The 17763-nt window shown below is 65.7% G+C and carries 15 protein-coding genes; 8 read left to right on the top strand and 7 right to left on the bottom strand.

The window, feature by feature from the left end; genetic code table 11:
- Positions 1-3 precede the first annotated feature (3 nt).
- The 3 genes from C8J44_RS10330 (at position 4) to C8J44_RS10320 (ending at position 3188) form a co-directional block, all read left to right on the top strand.
- A complete protein-coding gene (locus C8J44_RS10330; RefSeq protein ID WP_121904401.1) occupies positions 4-1350 on the top strand; it encodes a TldD/PmbA family protein in 1347 nt (448 codons plus the stop codon).
- Between the two features lie 46 nt (positions 1351-1396).
- A complete protein-coding gene (locus C8J44_RS10325; RefSeq protein ID WP_121904698.1) occupies positions 1397-2161 on the top strand; it encodes a 3'(2'),5'-bisphosphate nucleotidase CysQ in 765 nt (254 codons plus the stop codon).
- Positions 2162-2315: 154 nt separating this feature from the next.
- Positions 2316-3188 (top strand): hypothetical protein, encoded by an 873-nt coding sequence (locus tag C8J44_RS10320; protein ID WP_121904400.1) that lies wholly within the window; start codon positions 2316-2318, stop codon positions 3186-3188.
- A gap of 303 nt (positions 3189-3491) precedes the next feature.
- Here C8J44_RS10320 and C8J44_RS10310 read toward each other — a convergent pair whose 3' ends face one another.
- Together C8J44_RS10310 and C8J44_RS10305 are read right to left on the bottom strand one after the other, a co-directional pair.
- Positions 3492-4199, bottom strand: a complete 708-nt coding sequence (locus tag C8J44_RS10310; RefSeq protein ID WP_121904398.1) for a hypothetical protein — start codon at positions 4197-4199, stop codon at positions 3492-3494.
- A 5-nt stretch (positions 4200-4204) separates the two neighbouring features.
- Positions 4205-5416: a toxic anion resistance protein gene (locus C8J44_RS10305; RefSeq protein ID WP_121884211.1), complete on the bottom strand. Its 1212-nt coding sequence runs from the start codon at positions 5414-5416 to the stop codon at positions 4205-4207.
- A 152-nt stretch (positions 5417-5568) separates the two neighbouring features.
- Here C8J44_RS10305 and C8J44_RS10300 point away from each other — a divergent pair, with 152 nt between their 5' ends.
- The 3 genes from C8J44_RS10300 (at position 5569) to typA (ending at position 9852) form a co-directional block, all read left to right on the top strand.
- Positions 5569-6582 (top strand): zinc-binding alcohol dehydrogenase family protein, encoded by a 1014-nt coding sequence (locus C8J44_RS10300; protein ID WP_121904397.1) that lies wholly within the window; start codon positions 5569-5571, stop codon positions 6580-6582.
- Positions 6583-6939: 357 nt separating this feature from the next.
- Positions 6940-7917 (top strand): hypothetical protein, encoded by a 978-nt coding sequence (locus C8J44_RS10295; protein WP_121904697.1) that lies wholly within the window; start codon positions 6940-6942, stop codon positions 7915-7917.
- Positions 7918-8007: 90 nt separating this feature from the next.
- The gene (gene typA, locus C8J44_RS10290) at positions 8008-9852 is read left to right on the top strand and encodes a translational GTPase TypA (RefSeq protein WP_056051990.1); all 1845 of its coding nucleotides are present in this window, start codon (positions 8008-8010) and stop codon (positions 9850-9852) included.
- Between the two features lie 469 nt (positions 9853-10321).
- Here the strand turns inward: typA and C8J44_RS10285 are convergent, their stop codons facing one another.
- A complete protein-coding gene (locus C8J44_RS10285; RefSeq protein WP_121904396.1) occupies positions 10322-10987 on the bottom strand; it encodes a L,D-transpeptidase family protein in 666 nt (221 codons plus the stop codon).
- 204 nt (positions 10988-11191) lie between these two features.
- On the opposite strand from C8J44_RS10285, the gene C8J44_RS10280 reads away from it, so the two are divergent.
- Both C8J44_RS10280 and C8J44_RS10275 read left to right on the top strand, forming a co-directional pair.
- Positions 11192-11575 carry a hypothetical protein gene (locus C8J44_RS10280; RefSeq protein WP_056051987.1) on the top strand — a complete coding sequence of 128 codons (384 nt, stop codon included), beginning with the start codon at positions 11192-11194 and terminating at the stop codon, positions 11573-11575.
- Between the two features lie 108 nt (positions 11576-11683).
- On the top strand, positions 11684-12004 hold the full coding sequence (locus C8J44_RS10275) for a DUF3297 family protein (RefSeq protein ID WP_121904395.1): 321 nt from the start codon (positions 11684-11686) through the stop codon (positions 12002-12004).
- 259 nt (positions 12005-12263) lie between these two features.
- On the opposite strand, the gene C8J44_RS10270 is transcribed toward C8J44_RS10275, so the two are convergent.
- The 4 genes from C8J44_RS10270 to C8J44_RS10255 form a co-directional block, all read right to left on the bottom strand.
- Positions 12264-14132, bottom strand: coding sequence for an ABC-F family ATP-binding cassette domain-containing protein (locus tag C8J44_RS10270; protein ID WP_056489932.1), 1869 nt, complete (start codon positions 14130-14132; stop codon positions 12264-12266).
- Between the two features lie 327 nt (positions 14133-14459).
- Positions 14460-15476, bottom strand: a complete 1017-nt coding sequence (locus C8J44_RS10265; RefSeq protein ID WP_121904394.1) for a cell wall hydrolase — start codon at positions 15474-15476, stop codon at positions 14460-14462.
- 258 nt (positions 15477-15734) lie between these two features.
- The gene (locus tag C8J44_RS10260) at positions 15735-16532 is read right to left on the bottom strand and encodes a LytTR family DNA-binding domain-containing protein (protein ID WP_031393111.1); all 798 of its coding nucleotides are present in this window, start codon (positions 16530-16532) and stop codon (positions 15735-15737) included.
- Complete coding sequence (locus C8J44_RS10255) at positions 16529-17704, bottom strand: sensor histidine kinase (protein WP_121904393.1); 1176 nt, start codon at positions 17702-17704, stop codon at positions 16529-16531. Before C8J44_RS10255 ends, C8J44_RS10260 begins: the two co-directional genes overlap by 4 nt.
- Positions 17705-17763 lie beyond the last annotated feature (59 nt).

Genomic DNA, 17763 nt, shown 5'->3' with positions numbered 1-17763 from the left:
GATATGCTGACCCCAGACCAAGCCCGCGACCGCGCCCACGACATCGTCCAGCGCGCGAGGGCGGCGGGCGCCGACGCCGCCGACGCGGTCTTCGCCGCCGATGCCGCGCTCGACGTGTCGATCCGCCTCGGCAAGCTCGAGGATATCGGCCGCTCCGAAAGCGAGGACCTCGGCCTGCGCGTCTTCGTCGGCCAGCGCTCCGCCAGCGTCTCCACCTCCGACCTCTCGACCGCAGCAATGGACGCGCTGGTCGAACGTGCTGTGGCGATGGCGCGCGAGGCCCCTGAAGACCCCTGGGCAGGTCTGGCCTCCGCCGACCGCCTGCTCCACGGCATCACGCCGATGCTCGGCCTCGACGACGGCGGCGAAGCCAGCCCCGAGCAACTCCGCGACGCCGCACTGGAAGCCGAGGACGCCTCGCGCGCCGTCCCCGGCGTCTCGAACAGCGAAGGCGGCGGCGCCAGCGCCTCCCGCAGCGTCTGGGCCTTGGCCACCAGCCACGGGTTCGCCGGCGCCTATGCCGCGACCGGCTACGGCGTCTCGGCCAGCGTGCTCGCTGGTGAAGGCGGCAACATGCAGCGCGATTATGCGCACAGCAGCGCCCGCCTCCGCGCACATCTGGAATCGCCCGAAGCGATCGGCCGCCGCGCCGGAGAACAAGCCGTCGCGCGCCTCAACCCCGGCCGCCTCGTCAGCGGGCCCACCACGATCGTCTACGACCGTCGCGTCGGCGGATCGCTGGTCGGCCACATGCTCGGCGCGATCTCCGGCCAGGCGATCACGCGGAAAACGAGCTTCCTGCTCGACTCGCTCGGCAGCCAGGTCTTCGCGCACGGCATCACCATCCGCGACGATCCGCACCGCCCGCACGGCCTGCGCTCGCGTCCGTTCGATGGCGAAGGCCTGCCCGTCTCGCCGAGCGACATCATCGAGGACGGCATGCTCGAACGCTGGCTGCTCGATTCCGCCTCGGCGCGGCAACTCGGCCTCGAACCGACCGGCCATGCTGCGCGCGGTGTCGGCGGCGGGCCCGGCGTTTCCACCAGCAACGTGTTCATGGAGCCGGGCCACGTACCCCTCGAAACGCTGATCGCCGACATCGAGTCGGGCGTCTACGTCACCGAACTGATGGGCGGCGGCGCGAACGGCGTGACCGGCGATTACAGCCGTGGCGCAGCGGGCTTCCGCATCGAGAACGGCCAGATCACCACGCCGGTCGCCGAGTTCACGATCGCGGGCAACGTCAAGGATATGTTCCTCGCGATGACCGCCGCCAACGACCTCGAGTTCCGCTACGGCGTCAACGTGCCGACCCTGCGCGTGGAGGGCATGACGGTGGCGAGTGGCTGACCGGCGCCACCGCGGGCCGGAACGGTCGCCCGAATGGCTGCGCGCGATGGCCGACGCCGTCGCGACGATCGCCATGGAGGCCGGCGCGATGGCGCACGACCGCTTCGACACCGATTTCCAGCGCTGGGAAAAGACCCCCGGCAGCCCGGTCTGCGAACTCGACATCGCGATCGACCTGATGCTCAAGTCCCGTCTGTCGACCTTGCTCCCGGAAGCCGGCTGGCTCTCCGAGGAGACCGCCGACAACGCCGACCGCCTCGCCCACGACCTGCTCTGGGTGGTCGACCCGATCGACGGCACGCGCGACTATATCCGCGCCAGACCCGGTTGGTGCGTCTCGATCGCGCTGGTCGACCGCGGCCGCCCGGTGATCGGCATCCTCGACGCCCCTACGCGCGACGAGCACTGGCGCGGTGTGGTCGGGCAGGGCGCGACCCGCAACGGCGTGGCGCTCCAGACCGGCACCCGCACGGAATTCGTCGGCAGCCGAACCCCCGTCGACGCCCTCCCCAAAGCAGACCGCGACCTCGTCATGGTCCACAAGCCCAATTCGATCGCCCTCCGCATCGCGATGGTCGCCGCCGACGAAGCCGACCTCGTCGCGACGCTCCGATGGGGCAACGAATGGGACATCGCCGCCGCGGTCCTCGTTGCGAGCGAAGCCGGGGCGACGGTCAGCGATGCGTTGGGCGCGCCGCTCGTCTTCAACAAACCGCGCCCGCAGGCGTTCGGCGTATTGACGAGCGTGGCGGGCATCCACGCCGCAGCCGTAGAACGGCTTGCCGATCGCGCTCGCGTACAGTTGCAGTAGAGACTGCTCGGCCCCCGGGCTGGCTGACCAACAAGGTTCGAAATCGGCCCAATGTCGTTACCGCGAGGGAACGGCCGGTTGACGCCACGTCGATGTATCCGTCTTATCCTGTGTTGTGCTCCTCTGATAACCGGAGCGGCGGCGGAGAGAAGATATGTCCTTGTCCGTGTCGATCGCGATTCTGCTCCAGGCGATAGCGCCTCAAGCTGCGACCGAACCGGGTCCGGTCAAGCCGGACATCGTCGTCGAGGCGCGCAATGAGGCGGTCATCCGCGACTTCGTCAAGCGTCTGGCGGATCCCATGCCAACTCACCAGTTGCCACGGTGGGATCGGCAAATCTGTACGGGGGTCATCGGCCTCGATGCCGCGCAGGCGCAGATGATGAATGACCGGATCGCGCAGGTCGCCAATTCGGTCCATCTTCGAAGTGGCAAGCCAGGGTGCTCGCCGACGATCCTGATCGTGGTGTCGCCGCAGGCGGACGCGGTTGCCAAAAGCGTGGCCGACAAATACCCGATCACCCTGCGCAGGGAGGGATCGGCGCGTCTCGACCGTTTCCGTCAGCCAAAGCAGCCGGTCCGGTGGATCGGCACGACATACGAGGGTGCGGCGACAAATGCGTCGTCGGCGTTGAATGGATATTTCAAGGATGGGGCACTGCCATCCGCTGCTTCGTCGGGTTTTACAGGCAGCGCGACACGGATCAACGAGATCACGCGCGGTATTGTGTCGTCCATGCTGGTGATTGTCGATCCTGCGCAGATAGGATCGGTCAAGCTGGATGCCCTGTCCGACTATGTGGCAATGGTGGCGCTCGCCCGACCGGGGCTCGGACGTCCCGCGCCGACGACATCGATCCTGTCGCTGTTCGCAGACGCGACCGTCGCGCCGAGGAGCATCACGCGTTTCGATCAGGACTATCTAAGCGGTCTATACACGACATCGCCCAATCATGACGCGTCGTGGCAGGCTTCGAGTATCGCGAGGAGCATGAAAACGACGAAAAAACAGGATGGGCCGAAATAACCTCCGCCGATGAGGCGATTATCTTGCTGCGTGTTCATCCCTGCGCACGAACTTCAAGGATCGGCCTCATACTACAGGCTCGGTCTGTCCCGACCACGCGGTTTCCTCTTCGATCGAAATCATGTCGGCGTCCCGTATACGCGCTTGCCCTTCGTCCGGCTGGTCAGGTGGAACTGGAGGCATCGGTCGCAGCGATAGGCCCTGAGAGGTACGCGTCCGGCTTTCGCTACGACGAGCGCGTCAGCTTCGGAGACGAACCGCGCCTTGCGGCGGCAGACGCTGAGCCGGGTGCGCTTCACCCGATCAGTCCTTGTACTTCATCTCCAAGAAGCGACCGCGGGTGGAGAGGTTGTCGAGGTCGCTTTGCGCGAGGCGGGCGGTCATCTCGCCGATCTCCTGTTCGATCAGCTTGAGGCCGTCGACCAGCTCGGCGTCGGGCGAGCGACCGTTGCGCGGCGTCGTGCGGAGCGCCGCCGGCACCTTCTCGTAATCCTTGACGAAGGCGGGGAGCTGCTCGCCGATCAGCTTCCGCACGTCGACCGCTTCCTGCGTGTTCGCGTCTAGCGTCGCGAGTTGCGGGGTCAGCGTTTCGAGGCGCAGGCCGATCCGGTCGACCAGCGTCATCGCGGGTGCGGGGAGGGCGGGGCGCTGCGCTTCCAACCAGCGTTCGGTTTGAGCCGGGAGCGCGCGGATGTCGACCGCGGCGAGACGCTCGGGCGTGGGCGCACGTTCCGCCGGCCAGACCGCGAACAATACCGTCGCGGCGACCAGCAGCGCCATCACCAGCATCGCGCCGCCGATCCCGAGCGGGACGATCCAGCCGATCACCATCGCCGCGATCAGGATCGACACGTCGGCGACCGCGATCCGGGTCAGTCGCTTGCCGATCGCCTGCGTCTGCCGCGCCCGCCCTCGCGACGGTACGCGCCCGATCACCGTGCCGGTGCGGTCGTCGGAAATGCGCGACCAGGAGGCGCGGGCGCTGGCGATGGCGTCGTCGACTTCGCTCACGGGGGTTACATCGCCTCCAGCTTGAACGGGCTGGCGGAAGGTCCGCCCAACTGGCCCTGGGTGGCCCCTTCAGCCCGCGCGATATAGCCACGGGATTTGTCGACTTCGTTCGACAGCGCGCCGACGGTGACCTTCATCGAATCGAGCGCCTTCAGCTTGAACACGTCGATCGCGTCCATCGTGTCGTAGATATTCTGGAACGCACGTTGCAGCGTCTCCAGCGGGATCGTCGCCGACGCGGCCTGTTCATGGATCTGCGCGGTTTGCGACTTGAGCAGCTTGCCGGTCGAATCGATGATGTTCGCGGTCGTCGTGTTGAGCGCGGTGATCTGTTCCAGCACCAGCTTCTGGTTGGTCAGCGCCTGTGCCACCGTCACCGCGGTCCGCAGTGCCGAGACGGTCGTGGTCGAGGCGCGATCGACGCCCTTCACCAGCTCGACGTTGTTCTTCTTGACCAGGTCGAGCGCGAGATAGCCCTGCACGGTGACCGCCATCTGGGTCAGCAGATCCTGCGTCCGCTGGCGCGTGTAGAACAACGCGGTCTCGCGGATCGCCTTCGCCTTGGCGGGATCTGTGTGGTCGAGATCGTTGGCGACGTCCTCCAGCTTGGCGTCCATCGTCTTCGACAGATGGATCATCTGCTCGAGCCGACCCATCGCCGCCCACAGGTTCGCGCGCTCGGTATCGATCGCGGCATTGTCCATCAGCAGCTCGTCCTTGCCCGAACCGAGGCTCTTCAGGATCTGCGCGATGTGCGTCTGCGAGGACTTATAGCCGTCGAAATAATTGCGCATCTTGCCACCGAACGGGATGATCCCGAACAGCTTCTGCGGCGCGGTGAGGTTGCCCTTCTTGCCTGGATCGAGATCCTCGACGACGCGGCGCAGCTCGGCGAGATCCTTGCCGACGCCGGTCTCCTGATCCATCGCCTTGACCGGACGATCGAGGAAGCGGTTCGACTGGCCGGCGGCGTCGCGGATTTCCTTCGCGCCCATCGCGGTGATCGCATCGACGCGCTTGCCGAATTCGGGGGAGTTGACGTCCTGCGCGACGAGATCGGTGACGAAGCCCGACACGCGCTCCTCGAGCTGCGACTTTACGCCGGCATCGACGGGCACGAGCCCGGACGCCTTCGCGGCCGCGACCGTGGGCACCGGATCGGGCGGGGTCAGCACCAGGCCCGGCTCTTCCGTCAGCGTGTTCGGGGTCGTCGCCATGCTTGTCTCTCCGTTCGGTGGGGCATGGTGGCTGCAACCCGCCCCGCGTTCAAGTGGCGTATATAGATAATACACTCAGACTTGCCAACTGCTCTCCTTGAAACCGGGCGGCCGCGTGGACAGCTTGTCGGCGACATCACAGGAGTTCCAGCATGCGCGCCATCGGCTATACCAAGTCGCTCCCGATCGACGATCCGCAGTCGCTCGTCGACCTCGACCTCCCCAAGCCCGAGGCTATTGGCCGCGACCTGCTGGTCGAGGTGAAAGCCGTTTCGGTCAACCCGGTCGACACCAAGATCCGCCAGCGGCGCGAAGATCCCGACGGCACGGCACAGGTGCTCGGCTGGGACGCATCGGGCGTCGTCGTCGCGGTCGGCCCGGACGTGACCGGGTTCAAGGTTGGCGACGAGGTATTCTACGCGGGTGCGATCGACCGGCCCGGCACCAATTCCGAATATCACATCGTCGACGAGCGCATCGTCGGTCACAAGCCGGCATCGCTCGACTGGGCGCAGGCCGCGGCGCTGCCGCTGACGTCGGTCACCGCGTGGGAGACGCTGTTCGACCGGCTCGACGTGCGCAAACCCGTCCCCGGCGCGGCGAACGCGATCCTGATCATCGGCGGGGCAGGCGGGGTCGGCTCGATCACGGTGCAGTTCGCACGGCAGCTCACCGACCTGACCGTGATCGCCACCGCGTCGCGCGACGAGACGCGTGGCTGGGTCGAGGAGCTCGGCGCGCATCACGTGATCGACCACCGCAAGCCGCTCGCCGCGCAGGTCGAGGCGCTCGGGCTCGGCGCGCCGGGGTTCGTGTTCTCGACGACGCACACCGACGAGCACATCGCCGAGATCGGCGAACTGCTGGCGCCGCAGGGCCGGTTGGCGCTGATCGACGATCCCAAGACGCTCGACATCGTGCCGCTCAAGCAGAAGTCGATCTCGGTACACTGGGAGCTGATGTACACGCGCTCGCTGTTCCAGACCGCGGACATGGGCGAGCAGGGGGTGTTGCTCGACGAGGTCGCGCGGCTGGTGGATGCGGGGACGATCCGGACGACGCTGGCGGAGAATTTCGGGAAGATCGATGCGGCGAATTTGCGCAAGGCGCATGAGCGGATCGAGAGCCATACGGCGAAGGGGAAGATCGTGCTGGAGGGGTTCTGACACTTCCGACTTTCCAGAGCGTCCCGTTAACCTAGGCCACCACCCCGGCGAAGGCCGGGGCCCAATTGGGGGACGTCGCTAACGGATGGCGGTGCTCCATTATTAGCACTTTCCAATTGGGCCCCGGCCTCCGCCGGGGTGGATAGAATGGAGGGTGGGGCGTTGCAGGTCGCCGCCACCTCACGATCCTCCCCCGCAAGGGGGAGGTGGCAGGCTCTTGCATGACGGAGGGGGAGGCACACGCTAACCTCTGCTCCGTGTCCTCCCCCTCCGTCCCCTTCGGCGACACCTCCCCCTGGCGGGGGAGGATTGCAATATCCGCTCTGGCGCCTCGGCAAACACACGATACTCTGCACCATGCTCCGCCCGCTGATCCTCGCGCTCGCCCTCCTCCCCGCGGCCGCCACGAATCGCCCTCCACCAGCCGACCCGCTCACCGCCACGATCCACACCGAAGACGCCGACCGCTTCGCCGCGCTCTTCGCCAAGACCAAGGGCAAGCCCACCGCCGCGCAACTCAAGCGCGACTATCTCGACAAGGGCAGTTTCGGGATCGGCGTCTTCACCCCCGGCCGGATCGTCGACGCGGAGACGCTCGCGCGCGCCATCGCCGCCAACCCGACCCGCTACGCGCAGGCGATCAAGACCTGCCTCCCCGCCGCCAAGGCCGCCACCGCCGATCTCCGCGCGATCTATCTCGGTCTCCACGGCGCACTCCCCGACGTGAAGCTCCCGCAGGTCTATATAGTCTTCGGCGCGAACACCTCCGGCGGCACCGCAAAGCCCGGCGCGCAGGTGCTCGGCCTCGAAGTGCTGTGCCGCATGTCGCCGACGCCCGAGAAACTCCGCCAGACACTGCGGCATTTCTTCGCGCACGAGACGGTGCATTCGTTTCAGGAAGACGCCGGCATGACGCTCGCCCGCGACCCGCTGCTCACCGCGATCCTCGTCGAGGGCGCCGCGGACTTCATCGCCCAGCTCGTCACCGGCGAGGAGCCCGACGCCGCCCGCGCCGCCTGGGCCACGCCGCGCGAGGCCGAACTCTGGCGCCAGATGCAGGTCGACATCGCGCTCACCCGCAAGCTCACCGACAAGGACGACCCCGAGGACGGCTCGCCCGAAGCCAAGGCGTACGCCCGCTGGATCGGCAACTACTCCACGCCGCCTGCCGGTTGGCCGCCCGAACTCGGCTATTGGCTGGGGCTGCGGATCTGGCAGCGTTACTATGCCGCCGCACCCGACAAACACGCCGCGCTGAGGGCAATGCTGGCGGTCCGCGATCCTCGTGCTATTCTCGCCGCCGGAACATACAAGCGCCGCGGAGGTTCCCTCTAAAGGCGACGAAATGCCGCTGCGTCTTCCCGCGGCGCAACAATTACGCTATGGCGCGCGCCAACCCCGTTCCTCGATCAAGAGAATACATTCATGAGCCTCCGCAACGTGGCGATCATTGCGCACGTCGATCACGGCAAGACGACGCTGGTCGACCAGCTCTTCCGCCAGTCCGGCACCTTCCGCGACAACCAGCGCGTCGAAGAGCGCGCAATGGATTCGAACGACCTCGAAAAAGAGCGTGGCATCACCATTCTCGCCAAGCCGACCTCGGTCGACTGGACTCCTCCCGGCGAGTCCGAGAGCATCCGCATCAACATCGTCGACACGCCCGGCCACGCCGATTTCGGCGGCGAAGTCGAGCGCATCCTGTCGATGGTCGACGGCGTCGTCCTGCTGGTCGATTCGTCGGAAGGCGCGATGCCGCAGACCAAGTTCGTCACCGGCAAGGCGCTGGCACTCGGGCTGAAGCCGATCGTCGTCGTCAACAAGGTCGATCGCAACGACGCGCGCATCCAGGAAGTGCTCGACGAAGTGTTCGACCTGTTCGTGTCGCTCGACGCGAACGACGACCAGCTTGACTTCCCCGTGCTCTACGCATCGGGTCGCAACGGCTATGCCTCGACCGACATGGACGCGCGCGAAGGCACGCTGATCCCGATGTTCGAGACGATCGTGAAGCACGTGCCCCCGCCCGCCGTGGAAGTCGCCGGCGTGCCGTTCACGTTCCTCGTCACGCTGCTCGACCGCGATCCGTTCCTCGGTCGCGTCCTCACGGGTCGCGTCAATTCGGGTACCGTGAAGACCAACCAGGCGATCCACGCACTCGATAACGACGGCAAGATCATCGAGACCGGCCGTGCGTCCAAGATCATGTCGTTCCGTGGTCTCGAGCGGGTTCCCGTCGACGAAGCCAAGGCCGGCGACATCATCTCGCTGGCAGGTCTCTCGGTCGCTACGGTTGCCGACACCATCGCCGACATCACGGTGACCGAGCCGCTGCACGCGCAGCCGATCGATCCCCCCACGCTGTCGATGCGTTTTGCCGTGAACGATTCGCCGATGGCGGGCCGCGAGGGCAGCAAGGTGACGAGCCGCATGATCCGCGAGCGCCTGTTCCGCGAAGCCGAGTCGAACGTCGCCGTGAAGGTGACCGAGGCGGCCGACAAGGACAGCTTCGAAGTCGCCGGTCGCGGCGAGCTTCAGCTCGGCGTGCTGATCGAGACGATGCGCCGCGAAGGCTTCGAACTGGGCATCTCGCGTCCGCGCGTGTTGTTCGGCGAGGACGAGAACGGCAAGAAGACCGAGCCGTACGAGACCGTCATCATCGACGTCGACGAGGAGCATTCGGGTACCGTCGTCGAGAAGATGAACACGCGTAAGGCCGAGTTGACCGACATGCGTCCGTCGACCGGCGGCAAGACCCGCATCACCTTCTCGGCACCGAGCCGTGGGATGATCGGCTATCATGGCGAATTCCTGTCCGACACGCGCGGCACGGGGATCATGAACCGGCTGTTCGAGAAGTACGGTCCGCACAAGGGCGCGATCGAAGGCCGCAAGAACGGCGTGCTGATCTCGAACGGTTCGGGCGAGGCGAACAACTACGCACTGGGTCCGCTCGAAGAGCGCGGCATCCTGTTCGTGGGCCACGGCGAGGCACTCTATGAGGGCATGATCGTCGGCGAGAACGCCAAGCCGGACGACCTCGAGGTCAACCCGATGAAGACCAAGGCGCTGACCAACTTCCGTGCCTCGGGCGGCAAGGACGACCAGGTCCGCCTGTCCCCGCCAAAGCGCGCGACGCTGGAGCAGGCGATCGCGTACATCGACGACGACGAGATGGTCGAAGTCACGCCGAAGTCCATCCGCCTGCGCAAGCGCTTCCTCGATGCAAACGAGCGCAAGCGCGCTAGCCGGGCTAAGCAGAGCGCGTAAGCCTGGCACGGCGAAGCCGGCCAAGCTTACAAGCTCGGCCGGCCTCGCTAAAGCGAGGTCCGACGACGCGGCTTTGCCGTGTCGCGCTGGGCAAGAAATGAAGACGGGCCGGGGGGAAACCTCCGGCCCTTTTTCTTTGTGCATTCGTGTCGATCACCCAGCTACACGCCGTCATTCCCGCGGAGGCGGGAACCCATATTGGCTAGCCTAGTGGGTACCTTGCAGGCGTCAGAGGATATGGATCCCCGCCTGCGCGGGGATGACGGACGTTGATGGTGGGGGGGCGAAGGGCGGCACGAAGCAGCAGTTGACGCGATTGCCATCATGCTCGCTACCGTCATCCTGACGAAAGTCAGGATCCAGAGTAACGGCTGGCGACCTTCGTGGCTCTGGATCCTGACTTTCGTCAGGATGACGGAGGAGACGATCCGCGGCATCACCCTGCACCACCACCCAAAACCGCCCACCCTCAAGCAGCAGTAATCCGCCCACCCCGCGCCAACATCTCCCCACTCGTAACGATCACCCGATCCCCCAGCTTAACCTGCTCGAAGATCAGCTTCGCAAACGCCGTAGGCACACCAACACACCCATGCGTCGCGTACTTCCCATCCATCAGCGCACTGCCATGAATCGAAACCCCATCATTGGTCAGCCGCATCATGTACGGCATCGGCGCCCCGTAAAGGTTCGACACATGATGCGCGTCCTTCTGCGTGATCTTGAACACGCCGAGCGGGGTCGGCTTCTCGTCCGCGCCATAGATCACGGCCGCCGTCCCGATCTCGTACCCACTGCGAAAGATCGACAAGGTCTGCGCCACCAGATCGATCGTGATCACGATCGGCCCCTCCGGCACGCCCTCCGTATCCCAGTAATACGCGCCATGCCGCAAAGGCTCGGGAACGTTCAGCACCCGCTTCACGACATACGCATCGGCCGGTTCCTCAGCAGCGACCGCAGCCGGCTTCGGCGCCGGCTTCGCAACCGGTACAGCGACCTGAGCCACCCGCGCAGGCGCCTCGACCGCCCGCACCTTCACCGGCGACCCGGACAGGGCCAGCCCCCCGATCAGCACCGCACTCCCGCCGAGCACGGCAAAGGCGATCGCTCGCGTCGTCATCATCCTGCGCATCACCGCACCCTATCCGATATTCATGAACATTGCCCGGCCCGCCGCGCCGGCAATGTCCCCGCCCGGGACTGCTCCAGCTATACCGTGGGTTAACAAGCCGTTCCGAACCAGTTCAGACCGAATCGCCTAAATCCTGAAACACGGTCGGACACTTATGCGTTTGTCCCAAGCGGACCGGGCGTAACTAGTAACGGAGTTCGGAAGATGAACGGGTTTTTCAAGAAGGCAGGTTTGGGCGTCGCTTTGGCGGCTACGGCACTCACTGCCGCCGCGCCGGCCGATGCGCAGCGCTGGGGTGGGTATGGCCGTGGCTACGGCGGCGGCTGGGGTGGCTATCATCATCGTGGCGGCGGCAATGTCGCGGGCGCAGCGGTGCTGGGCGGTATCCTCGGCCTCGGCGTCGGTGCAGCGATCGCCAGCAGCAACCGGCCGCGCTATTACGATCGCGGCTATTACGACGCGCCCCCGCCGCCCCCGCGGGTCTATTACGAGGCGCCGGTGGCGACCTATTATGCGCCGCGGTGCTGGAACGAATGGCGGGTCGACCCCTATTATGGCGACCGGGTTTCGGTGCGGGTCTGCAACTGATCCGACCACGAGATCGACAGGCGGCGTCGGGAGCAATCCCGGCGCCGCTTTTTCGTCAGGTGCCTTTTTTGTGGCGCGCGCCCGGTGCTTGCCGCTAGACGCGCGACCATGACCGACACGCCCCACACCCCCGAGACCGAAGCCGCCGCCACCCCGGCCGCAACCGGCGACACGCCCCCCGATCGCCTGTCGATCAACCAGCGCAGCCCGTTCTTCCAGCAGGACCTGCTCGAGCGCGGCATCGGCATCCGCTTCAAGGACAAGGTGCGCCACGACGTCGAGGAATATTGCATCTCGGAAGGCTGGATCCGAGTCGCGCTCGGCAAGAAGGTCGACCGCAACGGCAACCCGCTGACGCTGAAGCTGGTCGGCCCGGTCGAGGCTTGGTTTGAACGTGCGGCAGCAGGCGCGGACACCGACGAGGGCTGATCTCGACGAGGTCGAAGCCTGCCTCCGAACCAAGGCAAGCATGTTTCCCCGCGAAGGCGGGGACCCAGACTGGGCTCCCGCCTTCGCGGGAGAACATAGAAGCGCGGACTGTCGCCGCAATACAGCAGCAACCCAAAGTCCGTCACCCCAGCGAAAGCTGGGGTATCCCGCTTGGCGGACGCCGCGGCCCGAACGGGGAGATCCCAGCTTTCGCTGGGATGACGGCGAGGGGCGAATGAGGTTACGCGGGGCGGGGGCCTTAAGCCTCCACGCCCTCCAGCGCCTCGCTAGCCTCGAGCCACTTCGCCTCGCTAGCCTCGAGCTTCGCATGCACCTCGGCGCGACGCTTGCTCAGATCCCCCATCGACATCCGCGAGAACCTTGGCTCCGCACTAGCCGGATCGACCATCGCGCGATCCAGAGCATTACGCTCCTTGGTGAACTTCGCGGTCTGCTCCTCGATTTCGCGCAAGGCCTTCCGCAGAGCGGCATCGTTGCTCTTCGCCTCGGCCGCAGCCTTCTTGCCGGCCTTCTTGTCCGCCTTCGACGCAGCATCGCCCTTGCCGCCATCGCCCTTCAGGACGAACGCGATGTAATCGTCGAGGCTGCCGTCGAATTCCTTCGCGGTGCCATCGTCGACCAGCACAAGCCGATCCGCGGTCAGCTCCAGCATGTGTCGGTCATGGCTGACCAGTACGACAGCGCCGGTATAGGCGTTGAGCGCCTGCACGAGCGCCTCACGCGCATCGACGTCGAGATGGTTGGTAGGCTCATCGAGGATCAGCAGATGCGGCGCATCGCGCGTGATTAGCGCGAGCGCCAGACGCGCGCGCTCGCCACCCGACAGCTTGCCGACCCGCGTCGTTGCCTTGTCGCCCGAGAATCCGAATCGCCCCAATTGCGCGCGCACCGCGGCCGGCGTCGCGCCCTTCATCAGGTGCGACATATGCTCGATCGGCGAATCGGTCGGATCGAGTTCCTCGACCTGATACTGCGTGAAATACCCCACCTTCATCTTGCCCGACGACGACATCTCCCCGTCCATCGGCGTCAACTGCGCCGCCAGCAGCCGCGCGAGCGTGGTCTTGCCGTTGCCGTTGCGCCCGAGCAGCGCGACCCGGTCGTCGGGATCGAGCCGCATGTTGAGCCGCTTCAGGATCGGCACGTCGGCATAGCCCACCGTCGCCATGTCGAGCGTGATCAAAGGCGGCCGCAGCTCGGTCGGGTTGGGGAAGCCGAACGACAGCGTCGGATCGTTGTAGCTCTCGGCGATCGGCTGCATCTTCGACAGCATCTTCTGCCGCGACTGCGCCTGCTTCGCGGTCGAGGCGCGGGCGGAATTCTTGGCGATATATTCCTGCAGCTTCTCGCGCTGCACCGCCTGGTTGGCACGCGCCGCCTCGATCTGCGCGAGGCGCTCGGCACGCTGGCGCTCGAACGCGTCGTAGCCGCCGGGATACAGCGTGATCTTGCCGCCCTGCAGATGCAGAATGTGATCGACCACGTTGTTGAGGAAATCGCGCTCGTGGCTGACCACCACGATCGTCGCCTTGTAGCCTTTGAGGAAGTCCTCGAGCCACATCACCGCCTCGAGATCGAGATGGTTCGAAGGCTCGTCGAGCAGCAGCAGGTCCGGCTGCGAGAACAGCAGCGCGGCGAGCGCGACGCGCATCTTCCAGCCACCCGAGAAGCTGTCGAGCGTGCGCGCCTGCATGTCTTCGTCGAACCCGAGCCCGAGCAGGATCTGCGCGGCGCGGGCGGGTGCGGTGTAGGCGTCGATCGCGATCAGCCGCTCGTACACGTCGCCGAGCCGGTCGGGATCCTCGCTCGTCTCGCTCTCGATCATCAGCGCGGCGCGCTCCAGATCGGCTTCGAGCACGGTTTCGAACGGCGTCTTCACGCCGTGCGGCGCTTCCTGCGCGAGGTAGCCGATGCGGGCGCCCTTCGGCATGTCGGCGGAACCGTCGTCCGGCTCCAACTGCCCTGCGATCACGCGCACCATCGTCGACTTGCCCGCGCCGTTGCGCCCGATCAGCCCGACGCGCGAGCCCGGCGGCAACGCAGCGGTGGCGCCATCGAGGATAACGCGTCCGCCCAGGCGCACCGTGATATTGTTCAGGTTCAGCATGCGCGTGCCGTTAGCAGATGCAGCATGGTTTTGCGAGGGGAGGGGAAGGGGCGGCGATCGATCGGTGAGCGATCGATCAAAGAAGAAATAGTTCCCCCGCGAAGGCGGGGGCCAAGGATCACAAACGCCACCGCCCGATACCCTCGGCCCCGCCTCCGCGGGGGAACAAGAAGGGGCATATTGAGGCCCATGACCACTCCGCAAGGCCACCACCCCGGCGAAGGCCGGGGCCCAGTTGGGGGACGTGGCCAACTGCGGACTGCGCTTCGTTACAACGACCTTTCCAACTGGGCCCCGGCCTTCGCCGGGGTGGTGGCCTTAGAGTGGTCAGGTTTCGTCCGAGACGACCGCATCGTCCCCGGTGCCGCTGCCGATCATCGGAGCCGCTCGCCCACCAACATGGATCCGCACACCAGAAACCAGCGGCGTCTGCACCAACGCCGCACCCGCAATCGTCGAACCGGAACGCGACACCCCCCGGTGCACCGTCACCCCATGCAACGTATCAGCCGGCGCCAATCCCGAGTCCGCAACGTCGTCCCGGTTACCATAATGCACCGAAACCCCAGCAACCTGCGCCGCAACCGCCGCCACGCCACCACCGCTCGCCAAACCAACACCCCGAACTCCAGGCTCGACCCCAGCATAAGCCTGCCGAAACGTCAGAGCCCGCTCCAACGCCCCCTGCCAACGATAGAACACATGAGCCCCAACCGTCGTGATCCGCGCAAGACTAGACGCCCACCACGGCAAAATGCTCGTCGTATGAAACGACGTCGCCGCCCCGACCGGCGCATACACGCTCCCCCCAAGCGCCGCGCTCGCCACCGCCCGCGCGCGATCCCAAGCCCCCGGCTCGCGCGCACGGTTCATCGAGCCATCGCAGGTAAAGCTGAACTGGCACCCGGTCCGCCGCTCGGCCCCCTGATACACGACCCCGCAAACGCTGTTCGGAAAGGCCCGGTCGCGCACCCGGTTCAACACCACCTGCGCCACCGCCCGCTGCCCATCCTCCGACTGCGACCGCGCCTCGTAATACACCGCCGCAGTCAGGCAGTCGGCTGCACGGCTAGCATCATCAACGGAGTTCGAAGTCAGAAACGGCGGCGCGACGAAAGGTGCTGCAGCCGCAAACGGCACATCAGACGTGGCCGTCGCAATTTTAGCGGAGATGTCGTCGGGCACATGCAACGCCATCCGCTCCAACAGCGCGCGCGAGTTCCGCTCCGGCTGGACCCGAGCGATCGCCGCCGGCCGATCCGCCGGCACGCACGACGTCGCCATCACCAGAGCAGGCAGGCTGATCAGCACATGGGGGTAAAGGCCGTAACCCGACGTCTTCATCCCCCCGCTCTAGGCCGCGGGGTTTAGGGACTGGTTAATGGGGTGCGGGAACGAGGAAAGCGCTCGCTAACGGAGCGCACCCCCGTCATCCCGACGAAAGTCGGGACCTCGATCGGCAAGGACGGACGTGGAACGGCGCGCTCCCGAAAGCGCGCCCCGACCACACCCCCGCCGTCTGTCATCCTGACTTTCGTCAGGATGACGGGGAGGGGCAGGATGACTGGACGTGGATGGCAAGGTCACGCCCCCAGCCTCGCCTCAGTGAACGAACCGCGCCACCACATCGCGATACGACCGCGACACCTTCACGCTCGCCCCCGAATTCAGCACCAGGAAACACTCGCCGTTAGTATGCGGCTTAACCTGCTTCACCAGATCCAAATTCACGATCGTCGACCGATGCACCCGCTGGAACCGCCGCGGATCGAGCCGCTTCTCCAGATCCTTCATCGTCTCGCGCAAAATCAGCGTATTATCGCCGGTATAGATGCACATGTAATCGCCCGCGGCATCGATCCGCTCGATCGTATCGACATCGACGCGGAAAATCTGCCCGCGATCCTTGATGTTGATGAGCTTCTCGAACCGGTTCGCCGACACCGCGTCCCCATCCGGCATGTCCGCCGCCGCATCCGGCGCGACATCGGCCAGCACTTCGCGCAACCGATCGACTTCCTCGACCCCGCGCTTCTCGGACAGACGCTGCCGAACCCGCTCGATCGTATCGGCCAGCCGCGATTCCTCGACCGGCTTCATCAGATAATCGACCGCTTGAGCCTCGAACGCGCGCAACGCATGGTCCGAATAGGCGGTGACGAACACGAACAGCGGCGGCTCGACCTCCATCAAGCCCTGCACGACGGAGAACCCGTCGAACCCCGGCATCTGGATATCGAGGAAGACCAGGTCGGGCTTGTGCGTCTTGATCGCGCGGATTGCCTCGCGGCCGTTCGAGCATTTTTCGATGATCTCGACGTCTTCATGGGCCTGGAGTCGGAGTTCCAGCCCCTGGATCGCCAGCGGCTCGTCGTCGACGAGAATGGTACGGATGGTCATGAGGCCTCTCTGTTCACGTCTTCCAGCTGATACGGTATCTCGATTTCCACCGAGAAGCCGCCAGCCGGCGTGGAGCGGGTTTCGAAACGGTGGTCGGGCCCATATGCCTGAGCCAACCTGTCTCTAATATTAGCGAGCCCCACGCCGGTCGAATGGCTTGAACCGATCCGGCCCTCGATCAAGCCCGGACCGGTATCGGATACGGCGATCTGCACGCGTTCCCCGGCGAGCCGCACTTCGACGTGGATATCGGCGCCTTCCTCCTGCGGGGTGACGGCATATTTGATCGCGTTTTCGACCAGCGGTTGGAGCAGCAACGATGGCAATCTCGCGCGTTCAGCACGCGGATCGATGTCGAACTTGGGCCGCATCCGGTCTTCGAAGCGCATCTTCTCGATCTCCAGATACAGCTTCAGCTGGTCCACCTCCTGCGCAACGGTGACATGCGCGGTCGGCTCGTTCGCCAGCGTATAGCGCAGGAACGACGACAGCCGGCTGAGCATCGCATTCGCCCGCTCGGTCTGCTTGAGCAGCACAAGGGTCGAGATCGAGTTCAGCGTGTTGAACAGGAAATGCGGGTTGAGTTGATAGCGCAGCATCGCGAGCTGCGCCGACGACGCCTGGTTCTCGAGATGCTCCATCTGGTCGATCTGCTGCTCGACGATCAGGTAGAAGTTGATCCCGAAATACAGCGCCGACCAGCCGAACAGCACCGTGAAGGTGATGTAGATCGATACCAGCAGCCGGCCCAGCGTCACCCCCGGCGTCGCGCTCGCGATGAACGAGAAGGTGAACGCGTCGAGCACCGCGTACAGGAACGTCGCGGCAGCGAGCGTCGCGATCGTCAGGAATATCGCCACAAGGCGCGGCAACCCGCGATACATCCCGTAGAAGGTCGAGAGCAGCAGCGTAATGCAATAGCCGAGGATCGCCTCGACGATCACCGGGATCACGACGTCCAGCGTCACCCCGTTCGAGATCGACACGACGCCGCGGAGCAGCAGGTATCCGCTCCACCCCACCGCCTGCAACGTCCAGAACGCGCGGCTTTTATTCTCGAAGAACGGCCGCGCGGTGAAGGGCAGCGATCGGGTGCCGCGGACGGATCCGGCCGCGCTCGATCCGTGCGTGCTGGGTGCGGTCGGCGGGGCAGGAACGGGAAGCGTAGCCATGATGGCATCGGCTCTTACACGCCGAGGCTAGCCCACGCAAAACCAAGTCTTGGGCCGGC

Source organism: Sphingomonas sp. PP-CE-3A-406, assembly GCF_003688625.1.
In the GTDB taxonomy this organism is placed as follows: domain Bacteria; phylum Pseudomonadota; class Alphaproteobacteria; order Sphingomonadales; family Sphingomonadaceae; genus Sphingomonas.
This window is presented reverse-complemented; position numbering and strand designations above follow the sequence as displayed.

Excerpts from the sequence above, each read along its gene's own strand:
- C8J44_RS10330 (WP_121904401.1), top strand. The coding sequence starts at position 4 with ATGCTGACCCCAGACCAAGCCCGCGACCGCGCCCACGACATCGTCCAG.
- C8J44_RS10325 (WP_121904698.1), top strand. The coding sequence starts at position 1,397 with ATGGCCGACGCCGTCGCGACGATCGCCATGGAGGCCGGCGCGATGGCG.
- C8J44_RS10320 (WP_121904400.1), top strand. The coding sequence starts at position 2,316 with ATGTCCTTGTCCGTGTCGATCGCGATTCTGCTCCAGGCGATAGCGCCT.
- C8J44_RS10305 (WP_121884211.1), bottom strand. The coding sequence starts at position 5,416 with ATGGCGACGACCCCGAACACGCTGACGGAAGAGCCGGGCCTGGTGCTG.
- C8J44_RS10300 (WP_121904397.1), top strand. The coding sequence starts at position 5,569 with ATGCGCGCCATCGGCTATACCAAGTCGCTCCCGATCGACGATCCGCAG.
- C8J44_RS10295 (WP_121904697.1), top strand. The coding sequence starts at position 6,940 with ATGCTCCGCCCGCTGATCCTCGCGCTCGCCCTCCTCCCCGCGGCCGCC.
- typA (WP_056051990.1), top strand. The coding sequence starts at position 8,008 with ATGAGCCTCCGCAACGTGGCGATCATTGCGCACGTCGATCACGGCAAG.
- C8J44_RS10285 (WP_121904396.1), bottom strand. The coding sequence starts at position 10,987 with ATGCGCAGGATGATGACGACGCGAGCGATCGCCTTTGCCGTGCTCGGC.
- C8J44_RS10280 (WP_056051987.1), top strand. The coding sequence starts at position 11,192 with ATGAACGGGTTTTTCAAGAAGGCAGGTTTGGGCGTCGCTTTGGCGGCT.
- C8J44_RS10275 (WP_121904395.1), top strand. The coding sequence starts at position 11,684 with ATGACCGACACGCCCCACACCCCCGAGACCGAAGCCGCCGCCACCCCG.
- C8J44_RS10270 (WP_056489932.1), bottom strand. The coding sequence starts at position 14,132 with ATGCTGAACCTGAACAATATCACGGTGCGCCTGGGCGGACGCGTTATC.
- C8J44_RS10265 (WP_121904394.1), bottom strand. The coding sequence starts at position 15,476 with ATGAAGACGTCGGGTTACGGCCTTTACCCCCATGTGCTGATCAGCCTG.
- C8J44_RS10260 (WP_031393111.1), bottom strand. The coding sequence starts at position 16,532 with ATGACCATCCGTACCATTCTCGTCGACGACGAGCCGCTGGCGATCCAG.
- C8J44_RS10255 (WP_121904393.1), bottom strand. The coding sequence starts at position 17,704 with ATGGCTACGCTTCCCGTTCCTGCCCCGCCGACCGCACCCAGCACGCAC.